The following is a 19,291-nucleotide window of genomic DNA, read 5'->3' as shown; positions in this document are numbered from 1 at the left end:
GCCATGGCGACATCGCAGACGACTGTAACCGCCGCCGCGAGCAGGGCGGCCGGCGCGCAGCCCAACGTCATCTCGGACGCGCTGAGAGAGGCCTTCTATGCCGGCCTCATCGCGCTCGGCATGTTCGTGCTGATCGTCGGGCTCGAAACGACCCAGAACATCCGCAACGAACTGATCGTCGTGCAGCGCTGGAGCCTGCTCGCCATCGTCGTCGCCATCGTGATGGTCGGGCGCTTTGCCTTCTCGGCCTTCATATGGCCGGAGGTCGAGCGCCGCCGCATGGCGGGCAAGAAGGCGGCCGTCGCCGCCGAGCCCGGCTTCCTGCGCCGCAATTTCACCTGGATCGGCATCCTCCTCCTGTTCCTGTTCCCGGTCTTCGCGGTGTGGACCAGCGGCCTGCAGGGCTCGCTGAAGTGGGTCGACAATTTCGGCATCCAGGTGCTGATCTACGTGATGCTCGCCTGGGGCCTGAACATCGTCATCGGGCTCGCCGGGTTGCTCGACCTCGGCTACGTCGCCTTCTACGCGGTCGGCGCCTATACCTATGCGCTGCTCGGCAAGGAATTCGGCCTGTCGTTCTGGATCCTGCTGCCGGCCGCCGGCGCGATGGCGGCGTTGTGGGGCGTGCTTCTCGGCTTCCCGGTGCTGCGCCTGCGCGGCGACTATCTCGCCATCGTCACGCTCGCCTTCGGCGAGATCATCCGCCTGGTGCTGATCAACTGGCGCGAGGTGACCAACGGGTCCGCGGGCATTTCCGGCATCCCGAAGATCACCTTCTTCGGCTTCTTCAATTTCGACGTCTCGTCGCCGTTCTACATCGGCAAGATGTTCGACCTGCCGACCTCGGGCGTCTACTACAAGATCTTCCTCTACTATCTGATCCTGTGCCTGGCGCTGATCACCGCCTTCGTCACGGTCCGGCTCAGGCGCATGCCCGTCGGCCGCGCCTGGGAGGCGCTGCGCGAGGACGAGATCGCCTGCCGCTCGCTTGGCATCAACACGACGAACACCAAGCTGACGGCGTTCGCCATCGGCGCGATGTTCGGCGGCTTCGCCGGCTCCTTCTTCGCGGCGCGGCAAGGCTTCATCAACCCGGAATCCTTCGTCTTCCTCCAATCCGCGATCATCCTGGCGATTGTCGTGCTCGGCGGCATGGGCTCGCTGGTCGGCATCGCGGTCGCCGCGCTCGTGATGATCGGCGGCATGGAGGCCCTGCGCGAGATGCAGTTCCTCAAGCTCGCCTTCGGGCAGGATTTCACCCCCGAACTCTACCGCATGCTCCTGTTCGGCATGGCGATGGTCATCGTGATGGTCTGGAAGCCGCGCGGCTTCGTCGGCAGCCGCGAGCCGACCGCGTTCCTGAAGGCGAGGAAATCCGTGTCCGGTTCATTCACGCGCGAGGGACACGGCTGATGTCGATCGTGGCTTCCGATCCCATTCTCAAGGTCGAGCACCTGTCGATGAAGTTCGGCGGACTGGTCGCGGTGGGCGACCTGTCCTTCGAGGCGCGGCGCGGCGAGATCACCGCGCTGATCGGCCCCAACGGCGCCGGCAAGACGACCGTGTTCAATTGCATCACCGGTTTCTACAAGCCGTCCGAGGGCATGATCACGCTGAAGCGGCGCGACGGCACCGCCTATCTGCTCGAACGCCTGCCGGACTTCCAGATTCCCGCAAAGGCGAAGGTTGCGCGCACCTTCCAGAACATCCGCCTGTTCTCCGGCATGACCGTGCTGGAGAACCTGCTCGTCGCCCAGCACAACAAGCTGATGCTGGCGTCCGGTTTCACGGTGCTCGGCCTGTTCGGCGCGCCGGCCTACCGCAGGGCATCGGCGGAATCGCGCGATCTCGCGGCGCACTGGCTGGAAAAGGCCGACCTGATCGACCGCGCCGACGATCCGGCCGGCGACCTGCCCTATGGCGCGCAGCGGCGTCTCGAGATCGCGCGCGCGATGTGCACGGGGCCGGAACTGCTCTGTCTCGACGAGCCGGCGGCGGGCCTCAATCCCAAGGAGTCGCTGGCGCTCAACACGCTGCTCAACGACATCAAGGACAATACCGGCACCTCGATCCTGCTCATCGAGCACGACATGTCGGTGGTCATGCAGATCTCCGACCACGTCGTCGTGCTCGAATATGGACGCAAGATCTCCGACGGCGACCCGTCCTTCGTGAAGAGCGACCCGAAGGTCATCGCCGCCTATCTCGGCATCGACGACCAGGAGGTCGAGACGGTGCTGGTCGAGGTGGGCGACGAGCATGTCATCGAGCAGTTCGACGGCACGCCCGACCCCGAGCAGGGGCCTTCGCCGTCGTCATCGATGATGGCCGGGCCGGTCTCCGACACGATCGAGCATGCCGACCACAGCGAGGGGCTGGTCAAGGTGGCGCCCGGTGCGTCGAAGGCCGATCGCGTCAAGTCCGCCGAAAGCGCCAAGGCTCCTTCCGCAAAGGCCAAGCCGGCCGCGAAGGCGAAGCCGGCCGTGGAGCCGGCGAAGGTTCCAAGAGCACCCAAAGCCAAATCCGAGGCGGCGGCCGACGCCGCGGTAGCGCAGCCGGCGGCCCCGAAGCCCGCGCGGTCTCGTGCGAAGCCGACCGATCAGGCGCCCGTGTCGCTGATGTCGGCCCCGGCGGTAAAGCCCAAGGCCACCGTCAAGGCGAAGCCAGCGGAGACGCCCGCGGCCAAGGCATCGGCAAAGCCCGTGGCCAAGGCGGCCGTTCCAGCGCCGAAGCCGGCGGCGGCCAAGGCCACGGTTCCAGCCAAATCGCCTGCCGCCGCGAAACCTGCGCGGCCGAAGCCCGCTCCGGCAAGCGCGGCAACGGCCGCTCCCGACGACCTGACGCTGATCAAGGGCATCGGCCCGGTCAATGCGCGCAAGCTCGGCGAGCACGGCATCACCACCTTCGCCCAGATCGCCGCCTGGAAGAAGGCGGACATCGTCGCGGCGGAGGCCTATCTCGAATTCGACGGGCGCATCGCCCGCGAGGACTGGGTCGGCCAGGCCAGGCGTTTCGCCAGGGGCGCCAAGCCGGCGAAGGCCGGTAAGACCGGAGGACGCGGCTGATGGCGACGCAACCGCTTCTCTCCGTCGACGGCGTCGAGACCTATTACGGCAACATCCGCGCGCTCAACGGCGTGACGATGGAGGTCAACCAGGGCGAGATCGTTGCCCTGATCGGTGCCAACGGCGCCGGCAAGTCGACGCTGATGATGACGATCTTCGGCGCGCCGCGGGCGAAATCGGGCCGCATCGTCTTCAACGGCACCGACATCACGCAACTGCCCACCCATGAGATCGCCAGGCTGCGGATCGCGCAGTCGCCGGAGGGGCGGCGCATCTTCCCGCGCATGACCGTGCTCGAAAACCTGCAGATGGGGGCGAGCCTCGACAACCTCGCGCATTTCGCCGAGGATTCGGAGAAGGTCTTCGCCCTCTTCCCGCGTCTCAAGGAGCGCATTCAGCAGCGCGGCGGCACGCTGTCGGGCGGCGAACAGCAGATGCTCTCCATCGGCCGCGCGCTGATGGCGCGGCCGAAGCTGCTGCTGCTCGACGAGCCCTCGCTCGGCCTCGCGCCGCTGATCGTGAAGCAGATCTTCGACGCCATTCGCCTGCTCAACCAGGAGCAGGGGCTGACCGTGTTCCTGGTCGAGCAGAACGCCTTCGGCGCGCTCCGGCTCGCCACGCGCGGCTATGTCATGGTCAACGGCAACATCACCATGAGCGGGACCGGCCAGGACCTGCTCGCCAATCCGGAAGTCCGCGCCGCCTATCTCGAAGGCGGGCGGCACTGAGGAGGATATTCTGATGCACGGCATTCTCTACGAGGAAGCCAATATCTGGCAGTTCTTCTTCGTCACGCTGGTGCTGGGCGGCGGTGCGGCCTGGATGACGGGCCGGGCCTGCGCGCAGACCTGGCGGCCGGTGTCCAGCCTCGTTGCGTTCCTGCTGCTGCTGGGCGTCGCGGTGCGCTTCATCCATCATGCGCTGTTCGACGGCACGATGTTCACGGCCCAGTTCTACATCGTCGACACGATCATCCTGCTGGTGATCGGCTATCTCGGCTACCGCTACACGCGGGTCAACCAGATGGTCACGCAGTATCACTGGCTCTACGAGCGGGATTCACTTCTGTCCTGGAAGGATAAAAGCTGAGGCGGCGAAGACATTCACCATTCAGGCCGATTTCATCAGGAATCGGCGTGACAAGTCCCTGAAAATGGGCAAAGTTTCCTTTCTGCGAGTTGGGTGGGCATCGCATGAAAGCAATCATCCAGGCCCGCCCGTTTAACGGGAGTGTATCTATGAAGAAGTCTCTCTTGTCGGCCGTCGCCGTGACCGCGGTCCTCGCGTTCAGCGGCAGCGCGTGGGCCGACATCCTGATCGGCGTCGCCGGTCCGATCACCGGTCCGAACGCCGCCTTCGGCGCTCAGCTCCAGAAGGGCGCGGAGCAGGCCGCGGCCGACATCAACGCCGCCGGCGGCATCAATGGCGAGCAGATCAAGGTCGTCATCGGCGACGACGTCTCCGACCCGACGCAGGGTGTTTCGGTCGCGAACAAGTTCGTCGCGGACGGTGTGAAATTCGTCGTCGGCCACTTCAACTCGGGCGTCTCGATCCCGGCCTCGGAAGTCTATGCCGAGAACGGCATCATGCAGATCACGCCGGCCTCGACCAACCCGCAGTTCACCGAGCGGGGCCTGTGGAACACGTTCCGCACCTGCGGCCGTGACGACCAGCAGGGTGCAGTCGCGGGCGCCTACATCGCCGCCAACTTCAAGGACGGCAAGGTCGCCATCATCCACGACAAGACGCCATATGGTCAGGGTCTCGCCGACGAGACCAAGAAAGCCGCCAACGGCGCCGGCGTGACGGAAGTCATGTATGAAGGCATCAACATCGGCGACAAGGACTTCTCGGCCCTGATCGCCAAGATGAAGGAAGCCGGCGTGACGGCGGTCTACTACGGCGGCCTGCACACCGAAGCCGGCCTGATGATGCGCCAGCTGGCCGACCAGGGCCTGAAGGCGGCCTTCATGTCGGGCGACGGCATCGTGTCGAACGAGCTCGCCTCGATCGCTGGCGACGCTGTCGACGGCACCCTGATGACGTTCGCTCCGGATCCGCGCAAGAACCCGGCCGCGAAGGAAATCGTCGAGAAGTTCCGCGCCGCGGGCTTCGAGCCGGAAGCCTACACGCTCTACTCCTACGCCGCCGTGCAGGTCATCGCAGGCGCGGCGAAGGCAGCCGGCGACCTCGACCCGATGAAGGTCGCGGAAGCCGCCAAGGCCAAGGGCCCGTTCGCGACCGCGATCGGCGAACTCGGCTTCGACGCCAAGGGCGACATCACCCGTCCGGACTACGTGATGTACACCTGGAAGAAGGGCGACGACGGCAAGTACAGCTACTTCGAGAACGAATAAGCTCTCTGAACCTGCGCAAAGTGCCCGGCGCGACCCTCGCGCCGGGCATTTTCTTTGCCGGATGGCCCGGGATGTCGGCGCGTTTCGCCGATTCTGTTTGCAGTGCAGCATTTTCCGGATAAACATCTTCCCCAGCGTCCCGCCCCTCCCGGAGTGCCTCCTTGCAGATCAAGAAGATCCTTGTCGCGAACCGGTCCGAGATAGCGATCCGCGTCTTCCGCGCCGCCAACGAACTGGGCATCAAGACGGTCGCGATCTGGGCGGAGGAGGACAAATACGCGCTCCACCGCTTCAAGGCGGACGAGAGCTATCAGATCGGCCGCGGGCCGCATCTGGAACGCGACCTCGGGCCGATCGAGAGCTACCTGTCGATCGACGAGGTGATCCGGGTGGCGAAGCTGTCCGGCGCGGATGCGATCCATCCCGGCTACGGCCTTTTGTCCGAGAGCCCCGAATTCGCCGACGCCTGCGCGGAAAACGGCATCACCTTCATCGGCCCGAAGCCGGAGACGATGCGCCGGCTCGGCAACAAGGTCGCGGCGCGCAACCTCGCGGTCGAGATCGCGGTGCCGGTCATCCCTGCCACCGACCCGCTGCCGGACGACATGGAGGCGGTGAAGACGCTCGCGGCCGAAGTCGGCTATCCACTGATGCTGAAGGCCTCATGGGGCGGCGGCGGGCGCGGCATGCGGGTCATCCGTTCCGAGGCCGAGCTTGCCAAGGAGGTCACCGAGGGCAAGCGCGAGGCCAAGGCCGCCTTCGGCAAGGACGAGGTCTATCTCGAAAAGCTGATCGAGCGCGCCCGCCATGTCGAGGTGCAGGTGCTGGGCGACACGCATGGCAACGCCGTACACCTGTTCGAGCGCGACTGCTCGATCCAGCGCCGCAACCAGAAGGTTGTCGAGCGCGCGCCGGCGCCGTATCTCTCGGACGAACTGAGGCAGGAGCTGTGCGGCTACGCGCTCAAGATCGCGCACGCGACCGACTATATCGGCGCCGGCACGGTCGAGTTCCTGCAGGACGCCGACACCGGCAAGTTCTACTTCATCGAGGTCAATCCGCGCATCCAGGTCGAGCATACGGTGACCGAGCAGGTGACCGGGATCGACATCGTCAAGGCGCAGATCCACATCCTCGAAGGGGCTGCGATCGGCACGCCCGAGAGCGGCGTGCCGGCGCAGAAGGACATCCGCCTCAACGGCCACGCGCTGCAGTGCCGCATCACGACGGAAGATCCCGAGCAGAACTTCATCCCGGACTACGGCCGCATCACCGCCTATCGCGGCGCCACCGGCTTCGGCATCCGGCTCGACGGCGGCACGGCCTATTCCGGCGCGGTCATCACCCGCTTCTACGATCCGCTCTTGGAGAAGGTGACGGCCTGGGCGCCGACGCCGCTGGAGGCGATTGCCCGCATGGACCGGGCGCTGCGCGAGTTCCGCATCCGCGGCGTGGCAACGAACCTCACCTTCCTCGAAGCGATCATCACGCATCCGGCGTTCAAGGAAAATTCCTACACGACCAAGTTCATCGACACGACGCCGGAACTGTTCGCGCAGGTGAAGCGCCAGGACCGCGCGACGAAGCTGCTCAACTACCTCGCCGACGTGACCGTCAACGGCCACCCCGAGGCGCGCGGGCGGCCGAAGCCCAAGGCGGATGCGGCAGCTCCGGTCGTGCCCTTCGTCGGCGGCGACGTGCCGGACGGCACGAAGCAGAAGCTCGACCAGCTTGGCCCGGCCGGCTTCGCCAAGTGGATGCGGGCGCAACGCCAAGTGCTCGTCACCGACACGACGATGCGCGACGGCCACCAGTCGCTGCTTGCCACCCGCATGCGCACCTTCGACATCGCGCAGGTGGCGGGCGCCTATGCGCGCGGCCTGCCGCAGCTTTTGTCGCTCGAATGCTGGGGCGGGGCGACCTTCGACGTCGCGATGCGCTTCCTCACCGAGGACCCGTGGGAGAGGCTCGACCTGGTGCGCAAGGGCGCGCCGAACCTGCTTCTCCAGATGCTTTTGCGCGGGGCGAACGGCGTCGGCTACACCAACTATCCCGACAATGTGGTGAAGCATTTTGTCAAACAGGCCGCAGCCGGCGGCATCGATCTGTTCCGCGTCTTCGATTGCCTGAACTGGGTCGAGAACATGCGCGTCGCGATGGACGCGGTGGGGGCCGAGGGCAAGCTGATCGAGGCTGCGATCTGCTACACCGGCGACATCCTCGATCCGAGCCGCGCCAAATACGACCTCAAATACTATGTCGCGCTGGCCAAGGAACTGGAAGCGGCCGGGGCTCACATCATCGCGGTCAAGGACATGGCCGGGCTGCTCAAGCCGGCGGCGGCTAAAGTGCTGTTCAAGGCGCTGCGCGAGGCGACCGACCTGCCGATCCACTTTCATACCCACGACACGTCCGGCATCGCGGCGGCGACCGTGCTTGCGGCCGTCGAGGCCGGCGTCGACGCGGTCGACGCGGCGATGGACGCGCTGTCGGGCAACACCTCGCAGCCCTGCCTCGGCTCGATCGTCGAGGCCTTGAAGGGCACCGAGCGCGATCCGGGCCTGGACACCGGCTGGATCAGGAAACTGTCGTTCTACTGGGAGGCGGTGCGAAACCAGTACACGGCCTTCGAGAGCGACCTGAAGGGGCCAGCCTCCGAGGTTTACCTGCACGAGATGCCGGGCGGCCAGTTCACCAACCTCAAGGAGCAGGCGCGCTCGCTGGGGCTCGAAACCCGCTGGCACGAGGTGGCGCAGGCCTATCATGACGTCAACCTGATGTTCGGCGACATCGTCAAGGTCACGCCGTCCTCCAAGGTGGTCGGTGACATGGCGCTGATGATGGTCAGCCAGGACCTCACCGTCGCCGATGTCGAGAATCCGGCCAAGGACATCGCCTTCCCGGATTCGGTCGTCTCCATGCTCAAGGGCGACCTCGGCCAGCCTCCGGGCGGCTGGCCGGCTGCCCTGCAGAAGAAGGCGCTGAAGGGCGAGACGCCGATCACCGTGCGCCCCGGCTCGCTGCTCAAGGACGCCGATCTCGGCAAGGCGCGCAAGGAGGCCGAGGAAAAGGCCGGCCGCAAGCTCTCCGAGTTCGAGTTCGCCTCCTATCTGATGTATCCGAAGGTGTTCACCGACTTCGTCTCCGCGCAGGACAATTACGGTCCGGTCTCGGTGCTGCCGACGCCGACCTATTTCTACGGCATGAAGGCTGAGGACGAGATCTTCCTCGACATCGAGAAGGGCAAGACGCTGGTGGTGCGCTGCCTTGCCATTGGCGATGTCGACGAAAAGGGCATGGTCACCGTGTTCTTCGAGCTCAACGGCCAGCCGCGTCGCGTCAAGGTGCCGGACCGCGTCCATGGTGCGGCGAACGGCAAGGCGCGCCGCAAGGCGGAGCCGGGCAACGAGGCCCATGTCGGCGCGCCGATGCCGGGCGTCATCTCCGGCGTGGCGGTGGCGGCAGGCCAGTCGGTCAAGGCCGGCGACATCCTCGTCTCGATCGAGGCGATGAAGATGGAGACAGCACTGCACGCCGAGCGCGACGGCACCATCGCCGAAGTGCTGGTCCGCCCCGGCGAGCAGATCGACGCAAAGGACCTGCTGGTGGTGTTCGGGTAGGGCGCCTGGCGCGTCAGAGCGGGCGATCGCATATCGCGCACGCCCCCCTTATCCGGCCGCTGCGCGGCCACCTTTTCCCCGAGGGGAGAAGAGGAAGCCGGCGTTGACCGCCTCCTCTCCCCTCGGGGAGAGGTCCGCCGAACGGAGCGGAGGCGCGTGAGGGGGCTTTCGCCCTACTGAACCTCTCCCCCGTCAGAGCGCCTGCCCGGCAAGCGCGACCTGTGTGCGTGCGCCGGGCCGGCCTTCGCGCCGGCCGCGGCGCGCATACCGGCCCGGTGGTTGCCCGACATGGCGGCTGAACGCCGTGCTGAACGTGCTCGCGGAGCCGTAGCCGACGCGCCGGGCGACTTCGTCCAGCGCGATATCGCCGTCGCGCAGCAGGTCCTTCGCCATGGCCATCCGCCAGGCGAGCAGGTATTCCATCGGCCGCAACCCGACGCAGCGGGTGAAGCGGTCGAAGAAGGCTGACCTCGACATGGCTGCCTCCTGCGCGAGCTCCGCCACCGTCCAGGCGCGCTCGGGATCGCCGTGCATCTGCCGCATCGCTCCGGCGACCCGCGCATCGGCCAGTCCGCGCAGCAGGCCAGGCGGCGCATCCTTGCCCTGGCTTGCCCGCAGCGCCTCGATCAACAGGATCTCGACGAGGCGCGCGAGCACGAAGTCGCGGCCGACGTTCTGCTCCCCGGCCTCCTCGCCGACAAGGCGCACCAGCTGCGAGAGCCGCGCCACGCCGCGCACATGGATCATCGCCGGCAGAAGCGACACCAGCAGGGAAGCGTCGGGCGAATCGAAGACGAAATAGCCGCCGAGCAGGCGCACATCCGGGGGTCCGTCCTGGCGGCCGTGGCGAACCTCCTCCGTCGGCGCCGGCGCGACCTTGGGATCGATGTGCCGCGGCGTCGCGGGCTCGAAGCTGGACATGGTGAAGGCGGGCGTTGCCGGCAGGAGAACGAAGTCGCCCGTCTCAAGGGTGATCGGCTCCACGCCGTCGACGGCGAGCCGGCAGCTTCCTTCCAGCACCGCGCAGAAGCCGGGCTCGCCGAAGGCGGAGTAGCGCACGCCCCAGCGGCCGGCGCCGCTGATCCCCTTCGAGAAGACGGTGCGAGGACGGAGCAGTTCGATGACTTGCGCGAGCGGATCGATCATTTCCGGACTTTCGACGATGAAATCAGGACTGCGGATTGATGATGGTCCAGAATGCCTCGTTTATTCCTGTCGCGTCAACTGCAACAAGGGATATGAAAATGAAAACCGTTCTGATCACCGGCTCCTCCTCGGGTTACGGGCTCGAGACCGCCCGCCACTTCCACTCTCGCGGATGGAACGTCATCGCGACGATGCGCACGCCCCGCGAGGAAATCCTCCCCCGCTCCGAGCGCATCCGCGTGCTGCCGCTCGACGTCACCGACGCTGCGAGCATCGCCGCCGTGATCGAGGCGGCGGGGCCGATCGACGCGCTGGTCAACAATGCCGGCATCGGCGTCGTCGGCGCCTTCGAGGCGACGCCGATGTCGCATGTGCGCAAGGTGTTCGAGACCAACACGTTCGGCGTGATGGCGATGACGCAAGCCGTCATCCCGCAGTTCCGCGAACGCCGCTCCGGCGTGGTGGTCAACGTGACCTCCAGCGTCACGCTCGCGTCGATGCCGCTCGCGGCCGCCTACACCGCCAGCAAGCTGGCGATCACTGGATTCACCGGCTCGCTGGCGCATGAGCTCGGAGCGTTCGACGTGCGCGTCAAGCTGGTGGAGCCCGGCTATGCCCCGACCACCCGCTTCTCGCAGAACACCCAGGTGCGCGTCGAAGACCTGATCCCGCAGGCCTATGCGGCCTATGCCCAGCCGATCTTCGCAGAGTTCGCGTCGCCTGCGCTGGTCACGAAGGAGACAGATGTCGCCGAAGCGGTGTGGGAGGCAGCGAACGACATGACGGGTCAGCTGCATTTCCCCGCGGGTCCCGACGCCGTGGCGCTGGCGCGGGCGGCCTGAGCGTGGCGGGGTCGGGAGATCGCATGTGGCGGGCACCCCCACCCCTAACCCCTCCCCGCAAGGGGGAGGGGAACGAGGTCGTCGCCATTCCGCCAAACGGTCCAAACTGTGCAGGGCAGTTTCGCCGCCAAGTCCCCCTCCCCCTTGCGGGGAGGGGCTAGGGGTGGGGGTAGGGCGATGGAGATCCTGCAGCGTCTTTCCTGGTCTCTGCTGGCCCAATCGCTTGGATTGGCAAGTGGCTTGATGGAGTTTCTAAATCGATTTAAGAAACTCCGATGTCGAGCCTCGCCGCTGTAAATCCCGCCTTTCTCCGTGCCCGCTGGGCGGTCGCCGCGCTGTTTGCGGTGAACGGATTCATCATCGGCAGCTGGGCGCCGCAGATCCCGCTGTTCCTTGCGCGGCTCGGCATCACCGAGTTCACCCTCGGCCTGCTGATCCTCGGCTTCGGCCTCGGCGCGCTGATTGCGATGCCGGCCGCCGGCTATGTCATCGGCCGGCAGGGTTCGCGCGTCACGCTCACCTGGTTCGCCTTCGCAGCCGCCTTCGGCCTCATCGTGGTCGTGGCCGCGCCGAGCGTCTGGACGGCGGCGTTCGCCATGGTGCTGTTCGGTGGGCTGGTCGGGGGCATGGACGTGTCGATGAACGCCAATGCGGTGGCCGTCGAGCGGTCGCTCGGCCGCGCCATCATGTCGTCCTCGCACGGCTTCTGGAGCCTCGGCGGCTTTGCCGGCGGCGCGGCCGGCGGTCTGGTTATCGAACGCTTCGGCGCGCTCGCCCATGCCGGAGCCGTAACCGTCGTCGCGCTCGCCGTCGTCGCCCTCGTCGTGTCGCAGCTCGGCGGCGACGACCGGCCCGAGCCGCACGAGCGCCAGCCGCTCGCTTTGCCGCGCGACCCGTCGCTTTATCTCGTCGGCCTCATCGCGCTGTTCTGCATGGTGCCGGAAGGGGCGGTGCTCGACTGGGCCGCCCTTTACCTCAAGGAGGAACGCGGCGCCTCGATCGCCACCGCCGGCTTCGCCTTCGCGGCCTTCTCGGCGGCGATGGCCACGATGCGCTTCCTTGGCGACCGGGTGCGCGACCGGTTCGGCGCGGTGAAGACGCTGCGGGTCTCGGCGCTGATCGCGGCGGTGGGCATGTTCGCGGCGGGCCTCGCGCCGGAGACCTGGATGGTGATCGCCGCCTTCTCCCTTGCCGGGCTCGGCATCGCCAACACCGTGCCGATCGCATTCTCGGCCGGCGGCAACCATCCCGGCCTGCCGCCGGGGGCGGGCATGAGCGTCGTCACGACGATCGGCTATTCCGGCATCCTGGTCGCGCCTTCGGGCCTTGGCTTCGTCGGCGGCCATTTCGGCTTCGCGCCGGTTTTCCTCGGCGTGGCCGTGCTCCTCCTCCTTGTCGCCGCACTCGCCTCTTATGCAAAGGCAGCCGATTGATCCGCGACGCGCCGCCGCTCTGGTGCGGTGGTGCGAAGAGGCGTATAGCGACCCGCGATGAAGCCGCAGCCGCATAAGGCACGTCCCGCACCGACGCATCTCCTGTCGGCGGTGATGCTGTGGCTGGCGGCCGTGCTGACGCTCGGCGCCGGCATCCAGCAGGTTGCCCCGCCCGACGCGGGCCAGCTGCGTCCCGCATCGACCGGGGCCGCCCGTTCCGGCGGCCTGCCCCTCCAGCGTTCGACCGCGCCCAGCGCGCAGATGCGGATGGTGCTGGTCACCGAGCGCGCGCTCGAGGCCGTTCCGGCGTCGAGCTTCGACGGTCCCGATCCTGCGATCGTCCCGGACATCCGTCTCGACCTTCCGGCGCTGCGCGCGGCGCATGGCGGAACATCCCTTTCCACCTTCTCTCTCTCCGCCCGCGCCTCGGGCTTCCGGGCCCGCGCTCCCCCGATCCTCACCTGACGCAGAACCGCCCCTTCGGGGCGGACCGTTCAGGCTTTTCGACGCACGCGGCCTCGCGCCGTGACAGCGTCTTTCGAAGGATCAGATCATGCGCACTTCCAGGAGCGTGATGTTGGGCTATGCCCTCATCATCCTCGTCGGCGTTCTCGCCGCACTCCCCAGCCTCTTCACCGCGCAGCAGCTCGCCGCGCTTCCCAACTGGGTGCCCAAGCACCAGATCACCCTCGGCCTCGATCTCCAGGGCGGCTCTCACCTCGTGCTCGAGGTCGATTCCGCCGCCTTGAAGCAGGACAGGCTGCAATCGCTGCTCAACGACGCCCGCACGGCGTTGCGCAAGGACGGCGTCCGCACCGACTCTGTTCGCCTGGTGGGTGACACGGTAACGGTCGCGGTCGCCGATCCGGCCACCCGCGCCAAGGCGATCGATAGCCTGAAGGCGCTGTCCACGCCCGTCACGGCGATCGGCTTCTCCGCCGGCTCGTCGGATCTCGCGGTCGACGGCTCCGATGCGAGCGCGCCGATCAAGGTCACGCCTACGGAAGCGGGCCTCAAGGACCGCCTCGACCGTGCCGTCGAGCAGAGCCTGGAGATCGTGCGCCAGCGCGTCGACCAGGTCGGCGTCGCGGAGCCGACCATCCAGCGTGTCGGCTCGGATCGCATCCTGGTCCAGCTACCCGGCCTGCAGGACCCGACCCGGCTGCGCCAGCTGCTCGGCAGCACCGCCAAGATGACCTTCCACATGGTCGCCAATGTCGGCCAGGGCGAGCCGCTGCCGCGCGGCGTGACCATGTTGCCGGATGCCAAGGGCGGCGGCCAGATGCCGGTTGAAGACCGCGTCGCCGTTGACGGCGAACGCCTCACCGATGCCCGCGCCGGCTTCGACCAGCGCACCAAGGAGCCAATCGTCTCCTTCCGCTTCGATAGCCTCGGCGCGCGTCAGTTCGCCGAGATCACCGGCCAGAACGTCGGCCGGCCCTTTGCCATCGTGCTCGACGGCAAGGTGCTGACCGCGCCCGTCATCCGCGAGGCGATCGTCGGCGGGTCCGGCCAGATCAGCGGCAACTTCACCGTCGACGAGACGGTGACGCTGTCGGCGCTGCTGCGTTCCGGCTCGCTGCCAGCGCCGCTGACCGTGATCGAGGAACGCACCGTCGGTCCCGATCTCGGCGGCGACGTCATCAAGATGGGCATCTATACCGGCATTGCCGGCTTCGTCGCCGTCGTGCTGTTCATGGTGGCGCTCTACGGTTCGTGGGGCATGATCGCGAACGTCGCGCTCCTGCTGCATGTCGTGCTCACCTTCGGCGCACTGGCCATACTGGGGGCGACGCTGACGCTGCCTGGCATCGCCGGCATCATCCTCGGCATTGGCCTCGGCGTGGACGCCAACATCCTGATCAACGAGCGCATCCGCGAGGAGACCAAGCGCGGGCTCGGCGCCTTCGCGGCGCTCGACCAGGGCTTCAAGCGCGCCTACTCGACGATCGTCGACGCGAATGCGACCTCGCTGATCGTGTCCAGCCTGCTGTTCATGTTCGGCGCTGGTCCGGTGCGCGGCTTCGCGGTGACGATGGTGCTCGGCACGCTGCTGTCGATGTTCACCGCCGTCGCCGTCACCCGCGTCATCATGCAGGAAGTGGTGCGCCGGCGGAAGCTGAAGGTGCTGCGCATCGAGCCGCTGTTCCGGTTCTTCCCGGAAAAGACGTCGATCTCCTTCATGAAGGGCCGTTTCCTCGGCATCGGCGTGTCGATCCTGCTGTCGCTCGCCTCGATCGGCCTGTTCATGAAGCCCGGCCTCAACTACGGCATCGACTTCAAGGGCGGCATCCAGGTGGAGATCACCTCGTCGCAGCCGGCCGATCTCGGCCAGCTGAGAAGCACGCTCTCGGATCTGGGCTTGGGCGAAATCGCGCTTCAGAACGTCGGCGACGCCGACCACGTCCTGATCCGCGTCCAGCGGCAGGATGGCGGCGAGATCGCGCAGACGACCGCCGTCGAAAAGGTGAAGGAGGCGGTGCAGAAGCTCGATCCGGGCGTGAAGTTCGAACGCACGGAGGTGGTCGGGCCGAAGGTCTCGGGCGAACTTGCCCAGTCGGGCGTGCTGGCGGTGGTCCTCGCGGCGGCGGCGATGCTTTGCTACATCTGGTGGCGCTTCGAGTGGAACTTCGCCATCGGCGCGATCGCGACGCTGGTGCTCGATACGACCAAGATGGTCGGCTTCTTCGCCCTGCTCGGCCTCGACTTCAACCTGACGGCGATCGCGGCACTTTTGACGATCATCGGCTATTCGGTGAACGACAAGGTGGTCGTCTACGACCGGATGCGCGAGAACTTGAGAGCCTACAAGAAGATGCCGTTGCGCAACGTCATCGACATGTCGATCAACCAGGTGTTCGCGCGCTGCGTCTACACCTCGGTCGCGATCCTCCTGTCGATCGTGCCGATGGCGATCTGGGGCGGCAAGGCGACCGAAAACTTCGCCGTGCCGATGGTGGCCGGCGTGGTCGTCGCGACGACGTCCTCGATCTTCATCGCAGCCCCCATCCTGCTCTTCCTCGGCGACTGGTGGACCCGGCGCCACCCCAACCGGGCGCTCGAAGCGCCGGACGCCGCGCCGGCCAAGGGCTGAAGACAAAGACCGGCGGCAGAGCGATCTGCCGCCGGTCGGTCGTACCCGCGAACAAACGGGTTCGAGATGGCAGAGCCTCCAAGCCAACCTTGCCGGAGTTCAGGATCCCGGCCGTAAGACATCGTTCGCGCGAATCCAGGCGGCAATCGGCTTCGCCGCCAACCGCGAGGCGAACCGCGTCATATGAACACCGTCTATAAAGTAGACGTTGGAGCCATCTCGAAAGGTCGGCTTGCCATCGGCGCAGAAAATGTCCTTCAACGAGAGGAAATTGTCAGGAGGGACGAATTTGTCGATACCCTGCTCGTCGCCGCATGGCGCCTGGAGATTGCGTTCTACAAACTCGTCCAGTCCCGCTTCCTTGCCGTACTGGGTGATCAGCGTCAGCAGGCCTTTCTTGAATTCCAGTCCGCGACCAAGAACAAGATAGTTAGTGCCGCTGTCACTAATCGCCGCGCGCGTCGCGGGAAAATAGCGCTGGAACATGGTGTCGGAGGCGAGCGATTTCATGATGACCAAATCATACGCGTGGTTCCGGATCAGTGTCTTGAAAAGGTACTGATTCGCCTCGCCGCACCGGGGACTGGTTCGAATGTCCAAGCCCAGAAGTGGAGGGCAGCCGGCCACTGCCGTCAGATAGATGTTAGCCTCCTCTCCAAGCAATTCATTCAGCCCAGGATAAAGGCCTGAAGCTGTGCTGTCTCCAAGGAGGAGTATGTTGGGGCGGCCGTTCGGCCGAATCCTGTAGCATTCTTCGTCGAACGCCGATGGGTCTTCGCCCCTACCGAGCAGGCACTTGAACCTGGTATGGGCGGGGCCAGCTGCGACGTTCTGAGGATCTATCAACGCGAGGATGCCCGGGTCGAGCCTCCACAGCCAGCCCTTGTGTGCCCAGGCATGCGCGCCGGGCGTTGCCATGAGAGCCGCGAGGAGGACCGAAGTGGTGACGAACGGCAAATTGCGGCCGAGCATCGGCAGGCGGTTGGCCGAGCGGAACGGCTGTTCGACTAAGAAATACATCACAGTAGCGATCACCAGGGCCGCGACGAATATTCCAGCCTTGGCGGTGCTCGTGAGCTGATGAGAATAGCTCCAGAATACGATCAGCGGCCAGTGAACGAGATATAGCGAGTAACTGATCAGCCCGATCCGAACGCTTACGCCATTCGTCAGCGCATATCTGATCCGGCTGCCGTCGCCGGCGAGGATCAGGAAGGCCGTGCCAATGCAGGGAAGCAGCGCGTAATAGGTGGGGAAGGGCGTATTCTCGTCGTAATAGTAGATGGACACGGCGATCATCCCGAGGCCTAGCAGCGTCAGGAAATCGTTCCATCCGGCCGATTTGGGGCGCCATGCCCACGCCCAGACCAGCAAAGCGCCGATAACGAGTTCGAACACCCGGAAGAACGGCAGGTAGAACATCGCCGACTTGAGGTCGGTGAAGCCGCTTCCGCCGAATTGCACCCAGAGATTGACGAGGAAGCTGATCGTCCCGATCGCCCCGACGACCAGAACGGTCCTGCGGGCGCCAAGCAGAGTCGACGAGACGATCAGGATCAGCGGCCAGGTCAGATAGAACTGTTCTTCGACCGACAGCGACCAGGTGTGCAGCAGGGGCTTCAGGGCCGATTCGGTGTCAAAATAGCCCGACTCGTACCAGAAGAAGATGTTCGATACGCTGAGCAGGCTTGCGACGACGGAACCGCCAAACTGCCGCAGGTCAGCCGGAGCGAACTGGAAGTAGGCGGCGACGAAGCTCGCGAAGACGGTCAAGAGCATTGCCGGACCGAGACGGCGCAGGCGGCGCAGGTAGAAATTTGAGAACGAGAAGCCGCCGCTTTCGTTGAGTTCCTGTACGATCAACCGGGTGATCAGGAATCCCGAGATCACGAAAAATATGTCGACGCCGACGAACCCCCCTGAGAAATACGGAACGTTCAGGTGGAAGAGAAACACCGAAATAACGGCGATGGCGCGTATTCCATCGATGTGGCGGAGGTATTCCCGGGATTTGGAGAACGTGCTCGTCATTACAATTCAGGCCTGCCCCCTCGATGAGACCCTCAGGATCCGAGTCTCAAGAATATCCGGAATGTCCGAGTGGACAATGGTCTGTATCAACAGATGTCGTGGAGATCAAACGTCAATAATGGCTCAATCCGCGCCGCGGCAGAGCGATCTGCCGCCGGTCTTCTTTGCGAGACAGATTGCCTGCCTGTCGCGGCAGGAGGTGCCCCTATTCGGCTGCGTCGCGCTGGGGCTCGTCGGGCGCTTCGGGGTGGCCGGGGGCGGTTTCGCAGCCGAGGTCGGGGAAGGCGAGAACGCGGCGCTGGTGGAAATCTGTGCGAACGACTAGCAGGCCACGCTCCTCGAAATAGGCGAGCAGGCGCCGGGCGCGGCGGGGCGAGTGGCTGCCATAGGCTCGGGCCAGCGTGGCGTCGGACGGGGCCGGGGCGTTGAGCGTCGCGGCGCGCGCGACCATCAGGAACACGCCCTGGAGGTCGTCGGGCAGGGTTTCCGAGAGCGACAACGCCTTCGCCCAGACTTCGCCGCCGGAATGTTCGTCGACGCCGGCGCGGGCGACCGCCAGCCGCCGGCGGAAGCCCGACAGCGACAGCGGCTCGCCGGGCACGCGGCGGATGCGGCTGCGGACCAGGAAGTCCTGATAGAGCACGGCGTCGGTGCGGAAGGCCGCATCCGGATCGTCGAGGATCTCCCGCAGCACGGCGTCGATGCCAGCGTCCCGTTCGGCTTCGTCGATGACGGCGAAGACCGGCTCGGCCGGCGGCGCAGGCGCGGGCTTGGGCCGCGACAGCTGCGCCAGGAGGTCGGCGGTGGGGATCGGCGTCGGTGGCGGCTTGCGCACCACCAGGCGCGCCTCGTCGGGCGCGGGCGTGAAGATCAGGTCGCCGGCGTCCTGAGGCGCCTCCGGCAGCGGCATCAGCTTCGGGCTTCCCGAGCGCGCAGAGGTCTCGACGCTGCCGATGGTGATCGGCAGCGGGCGGCGCGACAGGGCAGGTCCCAGCGCGACGAAATTGCCGCGCGCCAGGTCGCGGAACATCTCGGCCTGACGGCGATCCATGCCCAGCAGGTCGGCCGCGCGCGCCATGTCGATGTCGAGGAAGGTGCGGCCCATCAGGAAGTTGGACGCTTCCGCGGCGACATTCTTCGCCAGCTTGGCCAGCCGCTGGGTGGCGATGACGCCGGCCAGGCCGCGCTTGCGGCCGCGGCACATCAGGTTGGTCATGGCGGCGAGCGAGAGTTTCCGCGCCTCGTCCGCGACCTCGCCGGCGGCGGCGGGTGCGAAAAGCTGCGCCTCGTCGACCACGACGAGCACCGGATACCAGTGGTCGCGCTCGGCATCGAACATACCGCCGAGGAAGGCGGCGGCCGCGCGCATCTGCTGCTCGACGTCGAGACCTTCGAGGTTGAGCACGACAGAGACGCGGTGCTGGCGCACGCGACCCGCGATCCGCGTCAGCTCCGCTTCGGTGCGGGCGGCGTCGACCACCTGGTGGCCGAACTTCTCCGCCAGCGTGACGAAATCACCCTCGGGATCAATGATGCATTGCTGCACCCACGGCGCGCTCTGCTCCAGCAGGCGGCGCAGCAGATGCGACTTGCCGGACCCGGAATTGCCCTGCACCAGCAGGCGGGTCGCCAGCAGTTCTTCCAGATCCATCTCCGCCATGGCGCCGCGAGCCGCGACGCCCATGTCGATATTGACCTTCATC

General features: G+C 66.2%; 13 protein-coding genes. 10 read left to right on the top strand and 3 right to left on the bottom strand.

Going from position 1 to position 19,291, the window contains the following annotated elements; genetic code table 11:
* Nucleotides 1–3: 3 nt before the first annotated feature.
* From livM to pyc, 6 genes are all read left to right on the top strand, one after another.
* Nucleotides 4–1,413, top strand: a complete 1,410-nt coding sequence (gene livM, locus B9Z03_RS27820; protein WP_085467213.1) for a high-affinity branched-chain amino acid ABC transporter permease LivM — start codon at nt 4–6, stop codon at nt 1,411–1,413.
* Nucleotides 1,413–3,065, top strand: coding sequence for an ATP-binding cassette domain-containing protein (locus B9Z03_RS27815; RefSeq protein WP_085467212.1), 1,653 nt, complete (start codon nt 1,413–1,415; stop codon nt 3,063–3,065). Before livM ends, B9Z03_RS27815 begins: the two co-directional genes overlap by 1 nt.
* Nucleotides 3,065–3,793, top strand: coding sequence for an ABC transporter ATP-binding protein (locus tag B9Z03_RS27810; RefSeq protein ID WP_085467211.1), 729 nt, complete (start codon nt 3,065–3,067; stop codon nt 3,791–3,793). Before B9Z03_RS27815 ends, B9Z03_RS27810 begins: the two co-directional genes overlap by 1 nt.
* 13 nt (nt 3,794–3,806) lie before the next feature.
* A complete protein-coding gene (locus B9Z03_RS27805) occupies nt 3,807–4,154 on the top strand; it encodes a DUF6867 family protein (protein WP_085467210.1) in 348 nt (115 codons plus the stop codon).
* Nucleotides 4,155–4,303: 149 nt separating this feature from the next.
* On the top strand, nt 4,304–5,422 hold the full coding sequence (locus B9Z03_RS27800; protein ID WP_085467209.1) for a branched-chain amino acid ABC transporter substrate-binding protein: 1,119 nt from the start codon (nt 4,304–4,306) through the stop codon (nt 5,420–5,422).
* A gap of 161 nt (nt 5,423–5,583) precedes the next feature.
* Nucleotides 5,584–9,042: a pyruvate carboxylase gene (gene pyc, locus B9Z03_RS27795; RefSeq protein ID WP_085467208.1), complete on the top strand. Its 3,459-nt coding sequence runs from the start codon at nt 5,584–5,586 to the stop codon at nt 9,040–9,042.
* Between the two features lie 192 nt (nt 9,043–9,234).
* On the opposite strand, the gene B9Z03_RS27790 is transcribed toward pyc, so the two are convergent.
* The gene (locus tag B9Z03_RS27790) at nt 9,235–10,188 is read right to left on the bottom strand and encodes an AraC family transcriptional regulator (protein WP_085467207.1); all 954 of its coding nucleotides are present in this window, start codon (nt 10,186–10,188) and stop codon (nt 9,235–9,237) included.
* Nucleotides 10,189–10,286: 98 nt separating this feature from the next.
* Between B9Z03_RS27790 and B9Z03_RS27785 the strand changes: the two genes are divergently transcribed.
* From B9Z03_RS27785 to secD, 4 genes are all read left to right on the top strand, one after another.
* Complete coding sequence (locus B9Z03_RS27785) at nt 10,287–11,030, top strand: SDR family oxidoreductase (protein ID WP_085467206.1); 744 nt, start codon at nt 10,287–10,289, stop codon at nt 11,028–11,030.
* Nucleotides 11,031–11,305: 275 nt separating this feature from the next.
* Nucleotides 11,306–12,463 carry an MFS transporter gene (locus tag B9Z03_RS27780; RefSeq protein WP_085467205.1) on the top strand — a complete coding sequence of 386 codons (1,158 nt, stop codon included), beginning with the start codon at nt 11,306–11,308 and terminating at the stop codon, nt 12,461–12,463.
* Between the two features lie 57 nt (nt 12,464–12,520).
* Nucleotides 12,521–12,928, top strand: coding sequence for a hypothetical protein (locus B9Z03_RS27775; RefSeq protein WP_085467204.1), 408 nt, complete (start codon nt 12,521–12,523; stop codon nt 12,926–12,928).
* Between the two features lie 88 nt (nt 12,929–13,016).
* Nucleotides 13,017–15,557, top strand: coding sequence for a protein translocase subunit SecD (secD, locus tag B9Z03_RS27770; RefSeq protein WP_085467203.1), 2,541 nt, complete (start codon nt 13,017–13,019; stop codon nt 15,555–15,557).
* A gap of 99 nt (nt 15,558–15,656) precedes the next feature.
* On the opposite strand, the gene B9Z03_RS27765 is transcribed toward secD, so the two are convergent.
* Together B9Z03_RS27765 and B9Z03_RS27760 are read right to left on the bottom strand one after the other, a co-directional pair.
* Nucleotides 15,657–17,588: an acyltransferase family protein gene (locus B9Z03_RS27765; protein ID WP_085467202.1), complete on the bottom strand. Its 1,932-nt coding sequence runs from the start codon at nt 17,586–17,588 to the stop codon at nt 15,657–15,659.
* 205 nt (nt 17,589–17,793) lie between these two features.
* Nucleotides 17,794–19,290, bottom strand: a complete 1,497-nt coding sequence (locus B9Z03_RS27760) for a helicase HerA domain-containing protein (RefSeq protein WP_085467201.1) — start codon at nt 19,288–19,290, stop codon at nt 17,794–17,796.
* Nucleotide 19,291: the final 1 nt, after the last annotated feature.

Source organism: Mesorhizobium australicum (assembly GCF_900177325.1).
GTDB lineage: Bacteria > Pseudomonadota > Alphaproteobacteria > Rhizobiales > Rhizobiaceae > Mesorhizobium_A > Mesorhizobium_A australicum_A.
This window is presented reverse-complemented; position numbering and strand designations above follow the sequence as displayed.

Coding starts and splice junctions, on each gene's coding strand:
- B9Z03_RS27765 (WP_085467202.1), bottom strand. CDS start 17,588: ATGACGAGCACGTTCTCCAAATCCCGGGAATACCTCCGCCACATCGAT.
- B9Z03_RS27785 (WP_085467206.1), top strand. CDS start 10,287: ATGAAAACCGTTCTGATCACCGGCTCCTCCTCGGGTTACGGGCTCGAG.
- B9Z03_RS27805 (WP_085467210.1), top strand. CDS start 3,807: ATGCACGGCATTCTCTACGAGGAAGCCAATATCTGGCAGTTCTTCTTC.
- B9Z03_RS27815 (WP_085467212.1), top strand. CDS start 1,413: ATGTCGATCGTGGCTTCCGATCCCATTCTCAAGGTCGAGCACCTGTCG.
- B9Z03_RS27800 (WP_085467209.1), top strand. CDS start 4,304: ATGAAGAAGTCTCTCTTGTCGGCCGTCGCCGTGACCGCGGTCCTCGCG.
- B9Z03_RS27780 (WP_085467205.1), top strand. CDS start 11,306: ATGTCGAGCCTCGCCGCTGTAAATCCCGCCTTTCTCCGTGCCCGCTGG.
- B9Z03_RS27775 (WP_085467204.1), top strand. CDS start 12,521: ATGAAGCCGCAGCCGCATAAGGCACGTCCCGCACCGACGCATCTCCTG.
- B9Z03_RS27810 (WP_085467211.1), top strand. CDS start 3,065: ATGGCGACGCAACCGCTTCTCTCCGTCGACGGCGTCGAGACCTATTAC.
- B9Z03_RS27790 (WP_085467207.1), bottom strand. CDS start 10,188: ATGATCGATCCGCTCGCGCAAGTCATCGAACTGCTCCGTCCTCGCACC.
- B9Z03_RS27760 (WP_085467201.1), bottom strand. CDS start 19,290: ATGAAGGTCAATATCGACATGGGCGTCGCGGCTCGCGGCGCCATGGCG.
- livM (WP_085467213.1), top strand. CDS start 4: ATGGCGACATCGCAGACGACTGTAACCGCCGCCGCGAGCAGGGCGGCC.
- secD (WP_085467203.1), top strand. CDS start 13,017: ATGCGCACTTCCAGGAGCGTGATGTTGGGCTATGCCCTCATCATCCTC.